This is a genomic window from Leptospira semungkisensis (assembly GCF_004770055.1).
Classification (GTDB): Bacteria; Spirochaetota; Leptospiria; order Leptospirales; family Leptospiraceae; genus Leptospira_B; species Leptospira_B semungkisensis.
Genome location: NZ_RQEP01000018.1, coordinates 351,407 through 367,274, shown reverse-complemented (window position 1 = coordinate 367,274; position 15,868 = coordinate 351,407). Strand labels below are relative to the sequence as shown.

Genomic DNA, 15,868 nt, shown 5'->3' with positions numbered 1-15,868 from the left:
TTTCCGCCACTCCCCCGAACGCATTAGTAGAATATAATGCGAATTACTAAAATCCCAATTTATTCGTTCAGAAATCGAAATAGATCCGTAATTTCCTTTCCCTAAACGAGGGATCGGCTAAACTCGGATTCCTACCAAAAGGAAGAATAGGGCCTTTGGAGGGATCACTTGGATAAGACCGTTCAAGAAACAGACGCTCTAACAAAAATCCTTCAGACTCTATTCGCTAGACTTCCTGTTTCTGTGGAAATAAAGGGCAGATCCTATCCGGCCAAAGTCGTAGGGATTAAAGACGGCCTTTATATTTTAGCGGCAATTCCAGGAAAGTCCTCCGGCGAAAAGACTCGGGTCCTTTTTCTCACTCACAACAATCATTTCTTTCACGGGATTTTTACAGTAACCCAAAGAAATCCGAGTAACGGATTGGAATTACTTCGAATTCAAGCAGTGAAAGTCACCGAGGCAAAACGTGCTCAGGGCAGGGTTGATTTGGAAGGAGGAACTGGTGAGCCAATCTTTCTTTCTAATATCATCAATCAGCTTCATCTCAGGCGTTCATTAGGTTTTATTGATAAAAGCGTAGAAGGGATCCTGCAGAGACATGCCAAGAAGATGCAGGAAACATATCCCGATTCAGTGGTCTACTTTTCGGATCGAATGGATAACCGGCTCAGGATCATGTATAATTTTGAGCAGTCCATCTTCGTTACCAATCGTTTGGAAAAAAATACGGGAGGTGCCGGTCCGAATTTCGTTCCAATCGAAGAATACTTAAAACTTTTGGCATTGAATAAGATAGAATCCAGATTTATTTCGGAGATATCCGTTCTAATTCGTTATAAGAATTACACTCCTCTTGGCTATGTCCAGGTCCTATCAGAAAGAACTTTAGATGCAGAGGATTATAATAAGATCACGTTATTTGCAGCTGCGATTTCAAGAGATGTAATCGCCTCTGGCTTCTTCCAGGAATCCAAGGAAATGTGCCAAGCGGAAGATATCAGTAGAAGTGGACTCGGGTTCTTTCATCCTCAATCTATTTTCTTTTCTAGAAGTTTTGCGGTGGGAGAGATCCTTCTATTCGACCTACAGTTGAATAAGGAATTAAAAGGCACCTTCCGAGCCGTTATCCGAAATATCACGAATACGGATAAAATGTTCCGTATCGGTTGCCAATTCTTCAACTTGAACTCGAGAGAAGAAGAAATCCTGAACCAATTCGTAGACGTTCGTCTCGGACCGGGAGAAGGCGCTCAGGCTCCTGACTCGGATCTTCCTGAATCATCGGAATCAACTGAGACATCTGAGTTCTCCAGCTCAGAGCCTACCGAATCCATATCGGAAGAGATCCCTGAAATGGGAATGGAAGGAGAAGAACTCCCTGGCTGAACTCCGATCACAAGAATCTCTTCGGACCAAGATCGGAAAAGAAGAGGCTGGAGTCCGCTTGGATGTGTTCTTAGCAAATAGATTTACTTATCAATCCAGATCCGTTTGGAGAAAAACATTAGAAGAAGGTAAAATACTCGTACAAGGAAAGATTGCAAAGGCTTCTTATCTATTGAAAGAAGGTGAAGAGATCCTATACCTTCCTGGAGAGATCGAGGAACCGGAAGTCAAAAAGGAGTTTCGAGTATTGTACGAAGACGATCGATTTCTTGCCGTAGAAAAATCGGGAGACCTACCGGTTCACGGCGCGGGTCGATACCGCAAAAACAATTTAGTGGATATCTTAGAAGCCGATCCCAGATTTCAAAGACCGTATTTGATCCATAGATTGGATCGGGAAACTTCAGGAGTCGTCTTATTCGGAAAAGATCCAGAAGCTGCATTTCGACTTTCCGACTTATTCGCAAAGAGAAAGGTGCGTAAGACCTATATTGCCTATGTTTGGGGAAGTTTTCCTAAGAAGAAGAAAGCGATCGGATTTCTGTTTACGGATCCTTCTTCTCAAATTCGTAAAAAAAGAGCCTTTGTATCTTCTGAAGAATCTAAAGATTTGCAGATCTCTCCAGAAGAATTAGAATCTTCTGAAACAAGTTTTCTAAAACTAGGAGAAGGAATTCATCAAGGCAAATTGTTTTCCAAACTTCTTTGTCTTCCTAAGACAGGAAGATTGCATCAGATCAGAGCGACTCTTTTTTCCTTAGGCTTTCCCTTGCTTGGAGATAAGATCTATGGAAAAGATGAAAATGTTTTTATAGAATTCATACAAGGAGAGGCTCCGGATTTGCTTTCTAGATTGGGAATGTCTAGGCAGGCTCTGCATTCCCGTTCTGTTGCCTTCGTTCATCCATTTCAAAAGAAAAGGATACGTATTCTCTGTCCTTTACCCGAGGATTTTCCAAAATGAAACAAAACGATCCAGGGATTTGGATCTCCTTTCTTCCCTTATTCTTTTTAATCGTTTCCTTAAGTACTGCAGGCTTTGTATTCGGAAGTGGAATTGCAGAAGGCCCTGCGCAAATCCTCTTGTTCAGTGCAGGAGCTCTTTCTGCAGGGATCTCTAGATTGAGAGGGATCTCCTGGGTTCGGATTGAAGAGACAGTCTTAGATTCCATGAGAAATGTATTACAGCCGATCGTAATTCTTCTCTTGATCGGAGCACTCATCGGTATTTGGATCCGATCCGGGATCGTTCCTGCTTTGATCGTTTGGGGATTGGAACTTCTCAAGCCTGAGATATTTTTACCCTCCGCGTTAGTCTTGTCTTCAGTAGTTTCCCTTGCTACAGGAAGTTCCTGGTCCACGGCAGGTACGATCGGAGTAGCCTTGATCGGAGTGGGTGCAGGGCTTGGAAAACCTTTGGGAATGGTCGCCGGTGCGATCGTATCAGGAGCGTATTTCGGGGACAAGCTTTCGCCCTTTTCGGAAACTACGAATCTGGCTTCTTCCATTACGGGAGTTTCGCTTCTATCGCATATTCGTAATATGGCTAGGACTACATTACCTGCCTTCCTGATCTGTTTGGTGGTTTTTACTCTCCTCGGAATGGGGGAAAGCTCCGGTGAAACTCAAACTGCAACTGCTCCAGTTATTTCTGCATTGAGATCCGAGTTTAGAATTTCCTGGGTGCTCTTGATTCCTCCTTTTATTACGTTTTTATTAATCTATTTCAGAATGTCCGCAATCCCCTCCATCTTTATTGGGATCGTGAGCGGAGGCATCTGCGCATTATTTACTCAGGAAAATCTTTACTCTGGATCGGATCATTTTCAAGAGTCTGCCTCTCTTGCATTCAAGTCATTAGTAACTGCTGCCGCGGAAGGAACTAAGGTGAAGACCGGACAACCATTAGTGGATGAATTGTTATCCAGAGGAGGAATGGCTTCCATGCTTTCCACGGTTTGGCTCATCCTTTCTGCCATGTTTTATGCAGGTATTATGGAAGGTGGGGGAATGACCCAGACTCTTGCCGAGTCGGTTTTAAAATGGGTAAAGGGAAGGGGATCCCTATTTAGCGCGACCGTATTTACTTGCATCGGTACAAATCTATTTTGTGCGGATCAATATCTGGCAATTGTTGTTCCCGGGAAAATGTTTAACGAAGCATATTCGCGAAAGGGAATAGATCCTAGAAATCTTTCGCGTTGTTTGGAAGATTCGGGGACCATGACTTCTCCTTTAGTTCCTTGGAATTCCTGTGGATCCTTTATGGCAGCTGCCTTAGGAGTTCCTACACTTGTGTATCTTCCCTATGCCTTCTTAAATTTGCTTTCTCCTCTCTTCTCCTTGATTACCGGATGGACCGGTTGGGGATTTGCAGGAACATATAACAAGAATACCGAAGCTAAAAAAATCTAAGTCGTTCTTGTTTTGGCTTGGAAGAAGAAGCTTTATTCTATAACATTTGGTCGATTTTCTTTCAGTCAAAAAAAGCTTGTATCCGTTTTGCAATTTGCGAAGATAGAAAAAAGTGAGCAAAAGCTCACATTTTGAAGAAGGGGTTCAATCTCCCTTCCGCGCCTGAGATACTTCAGAAAAGAGGAGTTCCGATGCCGAGATTCCAATGGAAAGAACGAATGATTCCCCTGATTGGCCTTCTGGTCACGGGAGTTTTCATAGGGGGACTTGCTTCTTCCTGTGGTAGTAGTAAAGAAGAGGCTAGCACAGAAGGCTTTGCCCACGTGGTCATGATCGACAATGCATTCTCTCCACCAATGCAGAGAATCCCGATTGGGGGCCAGATTGAATTTGTAAATTCAGGCGCGAATCCTCATAACGCAATCTCCGTGGACAAGTCTTGGTCGACGGAAAAGAACTTTGGAAATTTGGTCATGCCAAGAGGTTCCAAAGTAAAAGTAAGTTATCCTAAAGAAGGAGTGTTTCCTTATTACTGCAGCTTCCATGCTTCCCCTGATGGAAAGAATGGAATGGTCGGTGATATCGTTGTAGGGAATGCGCAATACAATCCTGCGGCAAGGGCCGGAAAGGCATGGAAGGTCGCGGAGAAATTCTCGGGAACCACTCGCAAGGTTCCGCAAGTATATCCTACGATACAAAACGCAGTGGATGCTGCTTCTCCTGGAGATCTAGTTCTCGTGGATGAAGGAGTGTATTACGAAGAAGTCGTAGTTACTACTCCTTCTCTCGTGATCCGAGGCACTGACAGAAATAAGGTCATCTTGGACGGTCAATTCCAAAGAGGGAATGGTGTTATTGTAGTTGGTGCGGATGGAGTTGCGATCGAGAATATGACCGCTCGAAATTCCACATTGAACGGATTCTTTTGGACAGGTGTCAAAGGATATCGAGGCTCTTATTTAACTGCGTATAATAACGGAGATTATGGGATCTACGCGTTCGACTCTGTGAATGGAGTATTAGAACATTCTTATGCATCCGGTTCTCCCGACGCAGGGATCTATGTGGGACAATGTTATCCTTGTAAGGCCATCCTATACGATGTGATCTCCGAGAACAGTGCTCTAGGATATTCAGGAACGAACGCTGGTGGGGAATTATACATTATCAGCTCTATTTGGAGAAATAATATCGTAGGTCTCGGACCGAATTCCTTAGATAGAGAGCTTCTTCCTCCAGAAAGAGAAACGACCATTATAGGTAACCTGATCTATGATAATAATAACTTAAAGGCGCCGATCAAACCGTTAGAATATCCTTCTTACGGGATCGGTGTGCTGATCGCCGGTGGATTGCGGAATGTAATCAAGAACAACCTAGTGGTCGGACATGAGAATTATGGGATCGCTCTTTTGCCGAACCTGGATGAGAACTTCTGGTTTTCTCATCAAAACGTAATTGAGAACAATACGGTTTATTCTTCTGGGATCGCGGACTTGAATCTTTCGGGACCTATTAGCATAGGGAATTGTTTCTCTAACAATAAGTTCCAAACTTCTATTCCTCCTTTATTAGAAAAAACGAATTCATGTGCCGGGGGAATACGCCTTCCTGTGGGAGGGGAACTATTCACTGCCTTCAATGCTCTTTCTTTGATGGTAGATGCGACCCGTGGAAATTATCCAAGCGGCGATTGGAAGAAGCAACCGATTCCAGGTCCGCAAGAGAATCTTCCTGGTGGTGTAGGAGCTCCTATCAAACCTGCACTTCATGCGTTTGAGGACTTTGGATTGGATCTGGAGAAGGTTACACTTCCACCGGAAGCAGCTAAGATCCTGGCAGAAAGAAAACAGAAATTCGGAGACGTATTGGGAGGATTTTCCAGCCCAAGGCCTTTGGACTTGCAAAGTTTGATCTTCCGTTGGTTCGGATATCTTCTTCCTATGCTTTTGTATGTTTGTTTAACAAGCTTAAGCATTTACGATCTGGTTTCCAAGTCGGAAGTAAATCCTGGCAAATACGCTTGGTTAGTCTTCGTATCCTTGGTGCCTTATCTGGGAGGAGGAGCATACCTCTTAACCGGAAAATCCGCATATCCTAAGTATCTGAGGTTGACTCTGGTGCTTGCAGGTTTTGGTGCATCACTCGCATTTCTGATCTTCCTCGGATTCTCCATTGTGGGGAATGTGGGAGAAGGTTGATCAGTATATTAGAATTTTTGAAATTATTAAGGAGTTTATTATGAATACTCAAATTCTCGAACCGGGCTTTTTTACTCTTCTGTTCAATTTTTATGGATACTATATCTTCTATATATTATTCGCACTTTGGGCTCCTCTCGCTCTTATCGATCTGTCTAAGAGAGAGGATGTTACCGTTAAGCAGGGAAGTCTTTGGACTGCAGCAATTGTTCTCGTTCCTTTGATCGGAGCCGGAGCTTATCATATTGCAGGTGGGTCCAAAATCCCGGCTTGGGCAAAGAATGTTTTGGTATATGGTGGAATCGGGCTTTTGGTTTTAACGGTCCTGATCTCAACCATCGCTAGATTCTAAATTAGGATTTTAGAATGAATCGGAAGGATTTCCTTCGTTGGTTAGGAATTGGTGGGGCAGGGATTGCGGCTGGAACAGGTATAGCCGGGATTACTGCTCGCAAAAAGGACGATCCAATCTGTAGAACGGTAGGAACTCCTACCGGCCAAAATCCGAATCCTTCCATACGGTTGCCCGGAGCTATAGGAGGGAACTCTTATGGTAGTATGGTGCATCCGCCTATGTTTACGAATGCGGACTTCCTTTCTAGAATGGAGCTGCATTCGAGCCTTCCTCAGGCACCATCAGGAAGTTCTTTTCGATCGGAAATCAATATCGTTGAAATGCCATTGACTGTCGCACATGAGACTGTGGTGAATGCATGGACTTTCGATGGGATCGTTCCCGGAAGGGTTTTGAGAGCCAGAGAAGGACAGAATATGGAGGTCCTATTTAGGAATCATTCCAATCATCCACACTCGATCCATTTTCATGGGACTCATGATCCTCAACAGGATGGTTGGGAACCGATCGCATCCGGTTCGGAAAGATTGTATAAGATCAAAGCGGGACCGATTGGATTCCACCCATATCATTGTCATGTTCCTCCTTTGGCGAGTCATATGTCGAAGGGATTGTATGGTGGATTTATTGTAGATCCACCAGGAGGTCGTCCTCCTGCCCTAGAGTTTATGCTCATACTAGCCGGATGGGACCTGCAAGAGTCCGGAAGAAATGATATATACGCATGGAATGGAATTGCAGGATTCTATGATCGTTTTCCAATTAAAGTGCCCGTGGGAAAGAAGGTTCGTCTATATATCGCGAATATGACCGAATACGATCCGTTAGCTTCCTTTCATTTGCATTCTCAAACCTTTGACGTATATAGAACTGGAACTCGATTGGTCCCTGACGAGCACACGGACGTAATTACCTTAGGGCAGACAGAAAGGGCGATCGTAGAATTTACTTTAACGAAACGGGGAAGGTACATGTTCCATCCTCACCAGACTCACATGGCAGACAGGGGTGCAATGGGCTGGATCGTAGCGGTTTAAGGAAATATGAATCATAAAAAAATAATATTATATTTACTCGTATTAGCTGTCGGGCTGGGAATAGGATTTGGCATCCAGAAATTCTTTAAGAAAACGGAATATGCCTTGGAATATCCAGTCCAAGAATGGAAGACCGCTCTCTTAAAAGACACCGAAGGAAAGGATGTTAGACCTTCGGAGTTGAACGGAAATCTCTTCGTGGTTTATTTCGGATTTTCCCATTGTCCGGACATGTGTCCTATGGCTCTTAATGATATAGAGAATGCCTTTCGGATCTTAGGAGAAGATTCCAAAAATGTAACTCCGATCTTTATCACAGTGGACCCGGAAAGAGATACTCCAGAAGTACTTCGAAATTATATTTCTAGATTTCCCGGAAAAGAGCTTGTTGCATTGACTGGAGGAAAAGCGAACCTCGAAGAGTTGCAGAAAGGATTCGGCGTCTATTCTCAAAAGGTCCAAAATCCTGCACAAGCAGGAGGATACGGAGTAGACCATTCTCTTTTTATTTATCTCGTGAATAAGTCTGGAATGATCTTGAGAGCATATCCAACCGGGATCAAAGGACAGGAGCTGGCAGAAGAGATTCGTAAACTTCTTTGAAGAAGTTTTTGTTAGAACTGTTTATTTCTTATCGTAAAAGGCAAAGAAGACCGCAAGAAGAATGAGCACAAAACTGACTGCATGATTCCATTTGATCTTTTCTTTCAAGACTAAGAAGGCGAAACCTATAAATACGGTAATCGTCACAACTTCTTGCAGAATCTTTAATTGAAAGCCGCTCAATTCATCTTCTGCATAGCCAATCCTATTTGCAGGAACCATTAAGCAATATTCAAAGAATGCGATCCCCCAAGAGACCAATATGGTTTTCCATAAAGGAAAGTCCTTGAAGAATTTCAAGTGGCCATACCAGGCAAAGGTCATAAACAGATTGGAAAGAGTGAGAAGTGCTAATGTCCTCATACAACCAGAGAATAAACTGGCTGTGATTCGGGCAAAAAAAAACCGGAGCTGGCTCCGGCTAAATTTGGTAAGGATCTAACTGAAAAACTTTTAGGAAGTTCGAACTTCTATTTTTTTGCTCAAAGGCTTTTTGCGGGGAAGTTTGAGCTGGAGCACTCCATTCTTCAAAACGGCAGTGATCTTGTCCTCTTCTACCGGTTCGGATAGAATGAAGCTCCTTCTATAATCACCTGTTCCGTATTCGGAATAGCGAAGTTCTCCCTGTGTTTGCGTTGCAGAAGTTTTAGCGGAGATTCTGAGTTCATCCTTCTCTAAGGAGATCTCGAGATCTGCTTCTTTCACACCGGGAAGATCTAAGAGAAGCACATGCTCTTCTTCGTTCGAATAAAGATCTGTCGCAGGAGTATAAACAGGCCTTTGGGTCGTCTTGGTCTCTTGTTCGCCGGACTTTTCTGATTTCAATAATTCTAATACGCTCATCTTGTTCTCCTTCTTAAGCTTTAGCTTCGATGCGGATCTTTCTAGGTTTCTCGCTTTCCAAGACTGGAAGGACGAGTGTTAAGATACCTTCGTTTACGGTTGCTTGCACTTTCTCGGAATCGACTGCCACAGGAAGTTCGAGTTGTCTCTTAAAGCTTCCGCGTGCTCTTTCGATCCGTCTTGGTTTTGCTTGGCCCTCGTCCTTCCATTCACCCGAGATGGTGAGAAGATTGTGGGCAACGGTAATCTCCAGATCCTCCGGAGAAAGACCCGGAACTTCGGCAGTCACTGTGATTTTGTCCTGATCAGAATACACATTCAGGGCAGGGGAAGTGCGTGCGCCTTCCCAAACTGGTTCGAAAAGATTATGGAATCGGTTTTGAATTCTTCTTACTTCGCTAAAAAAATCCTGTTGTCTCATTTAGCAGCCTCCAGCGCATTTTAGCACTTATATATATAGAGTGCTAAAATGATAAAAAGTTTCAATTATTTTTCATAATAATTAGCACTTTTTTATCAAGAGTGCTAATTATTGAAATGTAGGAACTCCTACTAAAATTCCTCCCCCAGAAACTGATTTGCTGAAAGTCGGGTTCTGTGAAATTTTGCCTTTCCTGGACAAACCCCCGCACCGGCCCCCACCCACGAAGGGCGGGGACCAAAATTTCCCCTTTAAAGATTTGCTAACTTATCCAAAGTCCCAAAGATTACCCGATTCCTTCTGGAGGAAGTTTTGGAAGCAGATCTGATCTCGAATCACACTAGAATTCTTTTGATCCGCTGCTCGGATGAGCCCGGTTTAATTCATAGAATCACGGGCTTCTTGGCAAAGATCGGAGCGAATATTATAGGAAACCAGGAATTCGTAGAGCCATTGCAAAGAGTGTTCTTTATGAGAACAGAGTATTCCATCCAAAAAGAGGAAGAGGACAAAACCATCCTGTCGGAGTTACTACAAATCCTTCCCAAAGACGCAGAGCTAAAATTATCCACCTCCAGAAAAGCCCGGGTCGTGCTCCTCGCCACTAAGGAGCCGCATTGCCTGGGGGATATTTTGCTTCGTTGGAGATACGGAGAGCTGCCCATGGATCTTCTGGGAGTGATCTCTAATCATGAGACTCTGGGAGATCTGGCCAGAGACTTTAAGGTCCCCTTTGTTTTTATTCCAAGCGACGGAATGACACGAGAAGAGCACGAAACAAAAGTCCAAGAACGTCTGCAAGAGATGCAGCCGGACTGGATCGTGCTCGCAAAATATATGAGGATACTCACCCCGGAGTTCGTTCGAAATTGGGGAAATCGTATTTTAAACATTCATCATTCCTTTTTGCCAGCTTTCGTAGGAGCTAAGCCTTATGAGCAAGCATATAAGAGAGGAGTAAAGATAATAGGCGCTACTGCTCATATAGTGACGGAGAATCTGGACGAAGGGCCCATTCTTGTTCAGGATGTTTGTCATGTCGATCACGGATATTCTCCTGAAAGGCTCGTGCTTTATGGAAGAGATTTGGAGAAGGTCGTGCTTGCAAAGGCATTACGTCTTCTTTTGGAAGATAGAGTTATGATCTTTCAGAATCGGACCATCGTATTCGAATAGGAACTAGGATCGATTCGTGATTACTTTACGGTTGACCTTGATTTAACTCGATCTTACTTTATGCTTTCTTGATTTTAAGAAGTCTTTATGCCAATTCGAAAACTAGGTTTTGCTTTTTCCTTACTTGTTGCCTTGCTGCCTCTTGTTCTTTCCTTTTACGGTTTCTTGCCTCCTTCGGTCGGGGGGATGTTCTTCATTTTTCTATGCGCAGCGGGGCTTTGGATCTTTGAGATCATTCCGGGACATGCGACTTCCATTCTAATCATTCTGGCGGAGATCATTTTATTTTCCAACCCGGGCAAATGGGATTTCTTAAAGCAGTATCAAATTCCGAACACAAAGAGTCCTGCTCCTGCAGTCTTTCTTGCTTCTCTTGCGGATTCAGCGGTGGTTCTTTTCCTCGGAAGTTTCGCTTTGGCAAAGGCTTGCGTGAAAGTAGGAGTGGATCGCTGGCTTGCGAATCGAGTGCTTCCTTATTTTGGAACTTCTCCTAAGTTTGTACTGCTCGGTCTCATGTGCATCACAGCATCTATTTCTCTTTGGATGAGTAATACAGCTACAGCTTCTCTTATGATCGCACTTGTTTTTCCATTGCTTTCTGTTTTAAGTAAAGAAGAGAAATTTAGAAAAGCAGTCTTGATCGGGATCCCATTTGCCGCGAACTTAGGGGGAATAGGAACTCCGATCGGTTCTCCTCCGAATGTGATCGCTTTCGCAAATTTAAAGAACCAAGGATACGGAGATTTTATTTCCTTTGGAAGTTGGATGCTTGTAGCAATTCCTCTCTTGCTCATTCTAATGATTGCTGCTTGGTTTTGGTTGCTTCGAGCTTTTCCTGCAAGTCCTGGATTACAACTTTCCCTTAGATACGAAACTTTATCGGGCGAGGGATCGCAAAAGAGACTGAGATTTGTATTGTTCGGCTTTTTTCTAACAGTGATCTTCTGGCTCACTGAATCTTTGCACGGGATACCTGCAGGAGTAGTCGCGTTATTTCCTCTTCTTCTTTTTACATCCGCAGGTATATTAGAATCGAGTGATTTACGTTCCTTAGAATGGGATGTGCTTATTTTGGTTGCAGGTGGAATCGCCTTAGGAACCGGAATTGAGAAGAGTGGTGCGGGCGCTTGGTTCGGAGAATTGATCGGCAGTAAGACTGGTCCGAACGAAAGCCTGTGGGTGCTCGGGATCTTCTTCTCTATCGGATTATTTCTTTCTACATTTTTGTCCAATACTGCTACCGCAAATTTACTGGTTCCATTGGCTCTTCCTGTGGCGACTCTACTCATGCCTGGGAATGAATCGTATGCGATCCAATTGGTTTTAGGATCTGCGTTAGGCGCTTCTTTGGCAATGTCTTTGCCGGTGTCCACTCCTCCGAACGCTGTCGCTTATGCGGTAGGAGGCTTTGAGATCAAGGATATGGCTAAAGTAGGGGTAAAGATTGGGATCTTAGGTCTCGTCCTTGTTCTCTTGGGATTCTTGGTCTTTCAATAATTTCAGCACAAAAATCATCTCGAATGCTGTGTTTTCTTCCTTCTTCTCATCGAAGAATTAGGAACAGGCATTTATCAATAACGAAGCGGTCGCGTATTCTATTTTCTCCCATTTATATGGGCTGAAAGTTTCCTATCTTTCTTATTATTTATTTCCCAAATCAAAACGCATCTGAAAACTGTCTGGAAAGATGCGATCTCTTCTAAAGGATTTCCGTACGGCAATGCGGAGCCTTCCTCATTTTCTGATCCTTTTCATTATCTCATGTTCTAGCTTTTCGGAGAGAACTTCTTCGGGAGAAGGGCAGCCTTCTTCTTCTGTAGTTTCCGAACTTGTGGATCAGATAGAATCCAAGATCGAAAAATTATTAACAAAAGAAGAAGATCCAGAGCTAGTCAAGGTCCTCATGGGTGGGGACGTGATGTTTAATTGGGGAATCCGGGATACGATCAAGTCCAAAGGAGAATTGGCTCCCGTAAAAGGTCTCAAAGATCTTTTCACTACTGCGGATCTTAAGGTCTTGAATCTAGAAACTCCAGTTGTATCCGAAAAGAATTGGGATACCGGAAAAGCTTATGTATTCCAGGCAAGGGAAGCTGACCTAGAGTCCATGAGTTTCTTAGGAGTAGATCTTGTTTCTCTTGGAAACAATCATGCTATGGATCATGGACCTGAAGGCCTGGAAGAAACTCTGAAGTTCCTTTCGGATCGAAAGATCTCTTATATTGGTGCCGGAAAAAATTTAGAGTCCGCTTTCAGACCTTGGATCTGGGAAGGAAAAGATACCAATCTAAGGATCTACTCTGCGACTAATGTTGCAGAAGGAAGGTCCCACTACGCAAGCACTAGTCCAGGCGTTATGCCCTTGGATGCAGAGCAATTGGTAAAAAAGCTTCAGACAGAAAATCTAACTTTAAATTCCATAAAGAACGGATCCAAGCTTCCTAAAAAAAATTCGAACGGAAAAAAGTCCAAGGCTCCTTCTTCTCAAAATCAATTCAGGATACTTTCGCTGCATTGGGGGGTGGAATATTCTCCCTTTCCTACTTTAGATCAAAGAAAGATCGCGAAAACCTTTGCGGATAGTGGGGTGAATATTATCATAGGACATCATCCTCATATTCCGCAAGGGATTGAAAGGATCGGGAATAGTTTGATTTTCTATTCTTTGGGAAATTTGATTTTCGGAAGCAGGAATGCTTACTTAAATCATAATATAATCGTAATTCTCCATATTAAGAAAAGCAAATTGATCAAGGCAGAACTCGTGCCTATTTTCGGAAAATTCCAAAATGAGGATCACTTGGTCAGACCTTTGGAAGGAAAAGAAGCTGAGAATTTTTTAAACGAGATTGCTGTGCTGTCCCAAGATCTAGGAACTAAGATCCGTATCGAAGGAGGTAGGGGTTGGATCGATCTGGACTAAGCGGATTTGGTCCAGTTCTCTATTTTCAATCCGGGTATTTTGCCGAAATGTTTTTCGTTATTCGTCACTAGGGAATAATTTAAATAAAGCGCCGTGCATCCGATCAATAGATCAAAGTCCTCGATCGTATTTCCTTTTTTTTGCTGAGTCGCCTTTAGTTCTCCAAAAGTTTCCATAATCCCTGAATTCAATTCTATCACCGGAAATAGCTCGGCGATCCTTCGGACTGTTGCCAGGTTCCTTTCTTTATAAGAGGATTTTTGGGCGCCAAAGATCAGTTCTCCGTACGTGATCACAGAAACGGACTTAATCGAGTTCTTTCTTTCCAGAAAATTTTGGCGAACAATCGGATCGTTCTTTAGGCTATAGATGAGAATATCCGTATCAATCAAATAGCTCATCCGTTTTGCTCCCTGAGGTATTCTTGGTGCGAGAAGATCGGATCTCTTTGACGATCTTTTCGGGAGTTCTATCGTCTATCCAGGAGCCGGATAGCTCTAAGAATCCAAGTGTCTTTTGTTCGGATCCTTTTGTATCATGAGCGAGGTAGTTCTCTATGAGAAGTACCACTTCTTGGCTGATTGATCTATGTTCCAATTCGGCTCTCCTTTTCAATGCTTCGTAGAGTCTGTCATCTATATCCCGGACTTGTAAGTTTGCCATGCTCCGAACCTCGGATCCAAGCTACTCAAATTTCATGAATTCTCAAGCAGTTTTCATGAATCCTATCTCTTCCTTCCGGAAAGTTGATTTCTCCCGCATTTCGATATTAACCAAAGTGTTTGGATCCAATTGAAAATAAGAAATAAACCGGAATGCAGGAATATCTATTCCGATTACGCGTTAAAGCCATTTCGGAGGATAAGGCATGCAAAAGGTAGATTTGCATTCGGCTTGACCCCCTCACCAAGTCCTCGAAAATAGGACAAAATCCTTATTCTTCTGCTCGTCACGCATGTAGACGGGCATTTTCCCATAGGAGAAACTTTTGAGAAACTACGAGATTACCACAATCACGCGTTCTACCGCGAAGGAAGTGGCTAAAACTGAGGTCCTTGAGATCTTCAAAAAGCATTCCATCAACGTAACCGCTGAGGAAGATTGGGGCCAAAAGAAACTTTGGCATCCGATCAAGCACCAGGACTACGGCATTTTTACTCACTTCAAAGTGAATGCCGATCAATCTGCCTTAGAAAAGGTAGAGCGGGACTTTGGATTAAACCAAAACTTACTCCGCTCGATGATCGTCCGCCTCAATGGCTAACGATATCAATCGGGTGACCCTAGTAGGGCGCCTGACCCGCGATCCGGAATTTAAAACGGTGAACGGAACTTCCCTAGTGAACTTTTCCATTGCGAATGGTCGCACCTATGTGGCCGGCGGGGACAAGAAAGAGGAAACTCATTTCTTCGACTGCGAAGCTTGGGGAAAGGGAGCTGATATCATCCAACAATACTGCAAGAAGGGCAAACAACTCGTTATCGAGGGACGCTTAAAGCAGGATACTTGGGAAACCATGGAAGGCAAAAAAGCCTCCCGCATTCGGATCGTCGTGGAGAATTTCCAGATGATCGGAGCAAGGGAGAATGGAAGCGGAGAATACGGTTCTTCCGCAAACAGCGGATCTTCTTCTTACTCATCTGCGCAAGATGACATGGGAAGTTCCGGAACAGACGACGATATACCTTTTTAACGAGGACACGAACAATGTCAGAAAACGAAGTACAAGAAGAAACTAAGCAAGAGACAGCTGCTACTGAAGGCATGTCTTTAGAGCAAGACGGAGGACGTCCGCCTAAGAAGCAGAACAAATACAAAAAGAAAGTTTGTCGCTTCACCGCAGACCCTGAGCTTGCAAAACAAATCAATTATAAGAATATCGAACTTTTGGAAAGATTCATTACCAATCGCGGTAAGATCATTCCTCGTAGAATCACTGGCACTTCTGCTAAGTACCAAAGAATTCTCGCAAGAGAAATCCGTAAGGCACGTAGCATCGGCCTTCTACCGTTCAAGGTAAACTGAGGAGGAAACGAATGAGAGTAATTTTACAAAAAGACGTTTCTAACCTAGGTGACGCTGGCGATATCAAAGAAGTCGCAGACGGTTTTGCTCGTAATTACCTTTTCCCTCAGAGACTCGCGGTTCGCGCTTCTGAAGGAAAGACTAAGATGGCTCTTCACCAGAAGAAATTAGCCGATCTGAAAAAAGACAAACGCAAGAAAACTATGGAATCTGTTTCTTCCGGACTAAACGGTAAGGAATTTGAGATTTCTGTGAAAACCGGTGGAGGAGACAAACTCTTCGGAGCGGTTACTCCTGCTGACGTTGCGGCTCTTTTAAAGAACGGTGGTTTCGAAGTAGACAAGCGTAAGATCGAGTTCGCTGAACCGATCCGTAACTTGGGTTCTTACAAACTGAAAGTTCGTTTGGCAGAAGGAATTCTTCCAACCATTACGATTCACGTTAAAAAAGAAGAAGGCGCTTCTACCGAAGCTTAATCG

Annotated in this window: 19 protein-coding genes; 14 read left to right on the top strand and 5 right to left on the bottom strand. The window is 43.6% G+C overall.

Going from position 1 to position 15,868, the window contains the following annotated elements; all coding sequences use genetic code 11:
- Positions 1-168 precede the first annotated feature (168 nt).
- The 7 genes from EHO59_RS13095 to EHO59_RS13065 all read left to right on the top strand — a co-directional run bounded on the left by EHO59_RS13095 (position 169) and on the right by EHO59_RS13065 (position 8,000).
- On the top strand, positions 169-1,389 hold the full coding sequence (locus EHO59_RS13095) for a PilZ domain-containing protein (protein ID WP_135588769.1): 1,221 nt from the start codon (positions 169-171) through the stop codon (positions 1,387-1,389).
- Between the two features lie 64 nt (positions 1,390-1,453).
- On the top strand, positions 1,454-2,353 hold the full coding sequence (locus tag EHO59_RS13090) for an RluA family pseudouridine synthase (protein ID WP_135588767.1): 900 nt from the start codon (positions 1,454-1,456) through the stop codon (positions 2,351-2,353).
- Positions 2,350-3,804, top strand: a complete 1,455-nt coding sequence (nhaC, locus tag EHO59_RS13085; RefSeq protein WP_135588765.1) for a Na+/H+ antiporter NhaC — start codon at positions 2,350-2,352, stop codon at positions 3,802-3,804. The genes EHO59_RS13090 and nhaC overlap by 4 nt, the downstream gene beginning before the upstream one ends.
- Before the next feature lie 191 nt (positions 3,805-3,995).
- The gene (locus tag EHO59_RS13080) at positions 3,996-6,005 is read left to right on the top strand and encodes a PLDc N-terminal domain-containing protein (protein WP_135588763.1); all 2,010 of its coding nucleotides are present in this window, start codon (positions 3,996-3,998) and stop codon (positions 6,003-6,005) included.
- Positions 6,006-6,045: 40 nt separating this feature from the next.
- Positions 6,046-6,357 carry a phospholipase gene (locus EHO59_RS13075; protein ID WP_135588761.1) on the top strand — a complete coding sequence of 104 codons (312 nt, stop codon included), beginning with the start codon at positions 6,046-6,048 and terminating at the stop codon, positions 6,355-6,357.
- 14 nt (positions 6,358-6,371) lie between these two features.
- Positions 6,372-7,397, top strand: a complete 1,026-nt coding sequence (locus EHO59_RS13070; protein ID WP_135588759.1) for a multicopper oxidase domain-containing protein — start codon at positions 6,372-6,374, stop codon at positions 7,395-7,397.
- Between the two features lie 6 nt (positions 7,398-7,403).
- Positions 7,404-8,000 carry an SCO family protein gene (locus tag EHO59_RS13065; RefSeq protein WP_135588757.1) on the top strand — a complete coding sequence of 199 codons (597 nt, stop codon included), beginning with the start codon at positions 7,404-7,406 and terminating at the stop codon, positions 7,998-8,000.
- A gap of 21 nt (positions 8,001-8,021) precedes the next feature.
- Here EHO59_RS13065 and EHO59_RS13060 read toward each other — a convergent pair whose 3' ends face one another.
- The 3 genes from EHO59_RS13060 to EHO59_RS13050 all read right to left on the bottom strand — a co-directional run bounded on the left by EHO59_RS13060 (position 8,022) and on the right by EHO59_RS13050 (position 9,264).
- Complete coding sequence (locus EHO59_RS13060) at positions 8,022-8,363, bottom strand: DMT family protein (protein WP_135588755.1); 342 nt, start codon at positions 8,361-8,363, stop codon at positions 8,022-8,024.
- A gap of 90 nt (positions 8,364-8,453) precedes the next feature.
- The gene (locus EHO59_RS13055; protein ID WP_135588753.1) at positions 8,454-8,843 is read right to left on the bottom strand and encodes an Hsp20/alpha crystallin family protein; all 390 of its coding nucleotides are present in this window, start codon (positions 8,841-8,843) and stop codon (positions 8,454-8,456) included.
- Positions 8,844-8,856: 13 nt separating this feature from the next.
- The gene (locus EHO59_RS13050; RefSeq protein WP_135588751.1) at positions 8,857-9,264 is read right to left on the bottom strand and encodes an Hsp20/alpha crystallin family protein; all 408 of its coding nucleotides are present in this window, start codon (positions 9,262-9,264) and stop codon (positions 8,857-8,859) included.
- 312 nt (positions 9,265-9,576) lie between these two features.
- Between EHO59_RS13050 and purU the strand changes: the two genes are divergently transcribed.
- The 3 genes from purU (at position 9,577) to EHO59_RS13035 (ending at position 13,363) form a co-directional block, all read left to right on the top strand.
- Positions 9,577-10,440, top strand: a complete 864-nt coding sequence (purU, locus tag EHO59_RS13045; RefSeq protein WP_210413077.1) for a formyltetrahydrofolate deformylase — start codon at positions 9,577-9,579, stop codon at positions 10,438-10,440.
- A gap of 87 nt (positions 10,441-10,527) precedes the next feature.
- Positions 10,528-11,937: an SLC13 family permease gene (locus tag EHO59_RS13040; RefSeq protein ID WP_135588749.1), complete on the top strand. Its 1,410-nt coding sequence runs from the start codon at positions 10,528-10,530 to the stop codon at positions 11,935-11,937.
- Positions 11,938-12,160: 223 nt separating this feature from the next.
- Entirely contained in the window at positions 12,161-13,363 is a 1,203-nt protein-coding gene (locus EHO59_RS13035) for a CapA family protein (RefSeq protein ID WP_135588747.1), read from the top strand.
- On the opposite strand, the gene EHO59_RS13030 is transcribed toward EHO59_RS13035, so the two are convergent.
- On the bottom strand, positions 13,360-13,764 hold the full coding sequence (locus EHO59_RS13030; RefSeq protein ID WP_135588745.1) for a type II toxin-antitoxin system VapC family toxin: 405 nt from the start codon (positions 13,762-13,764) through the stop codon (positions 13,360-13,362). The genes EHO59_RS13035 and EHO59_RS13030 overlap by 4 nt on opposite strands.
- The gene (locus EHO59_RS13025) at positions 13,748-14,026 is read right to left on the bottom strand and encodes a FitA-like ribbon-helix-helix domain-containing protein (RefSeq protein WP_135588743.1); all 279 of its coding nucleotides are present in this window, start codon (positions 14,024-14,026) and stop codon (positions 13,748-13,750) included. Before EHO59_RS13025 ends, EHO59_RS13030 begins: the two co-directional genes overlap by 17 nt.
- A 325-nt stretch (positions 14,027-14,351) precedes the next feature.
- Between EHO59_RS13025 and rpsF the strand changes: the two genes are divergently transcribed.
- The 4 genes from rpsF to rplI are packed head-to-tail and all read left to right on the top strand — an operon-like array spanning position 14,352 to position 15,865.
- Positions 14,352-14,627, top strand: a complete 276-nt coding sequence (gene rpsF, locus EHO59_RS13020) for a 30S ribosomal protein S6 (protein WP_135588741.1) — start codon at positions 14,352-14,354, stop codon at positions 14,625-14,627.
- A complete protein-coding gene (locus EHO59_RS13015; RefSeq protein WP_135588740.1) occupies positions 14,620-15,057 on the top strand; it encodes a single-stranded DNA-binding protein in 438 nt (145 codons plus the stop codon). The genes rpsF and EHO59_RS13015 overlap by 8 nt, the downstream gene beginning before the upstream one ends.
- A gap of 14 nt (positions 15,058-15,071) precedes the next feature.
- Positions 15,072-15,389 carry a 30S ribosomal protein S18 gene (gene rpsR / locus EHO59_RS13010; RefSeq protein WP_135588738.1) on the top strand — a complete coding sequence of 106 codons (318 nt, stop codon included), beginning with the start codon at positions 15,072-15,074 and terminating at the stop codon, positions 15,387-15,389.
- Positions 15,390-15,400: 11 nt separating this feature from the next.
- Positions 15,401-15,865 carry a 50S ribosomal protein L9 gene (gene rplI / locus EHO59_RS13005; protein WP_135588736.1) on the top strand — a complete coding sequence of 155 codons (465 nt, stop codon included), beginning with the start codon at positions 15,401-15,403 and terminating at the stop codon, positions 15,863-15,865.
- Positions 15,866-15,868 lie beyond the last annotated feature (3 nt).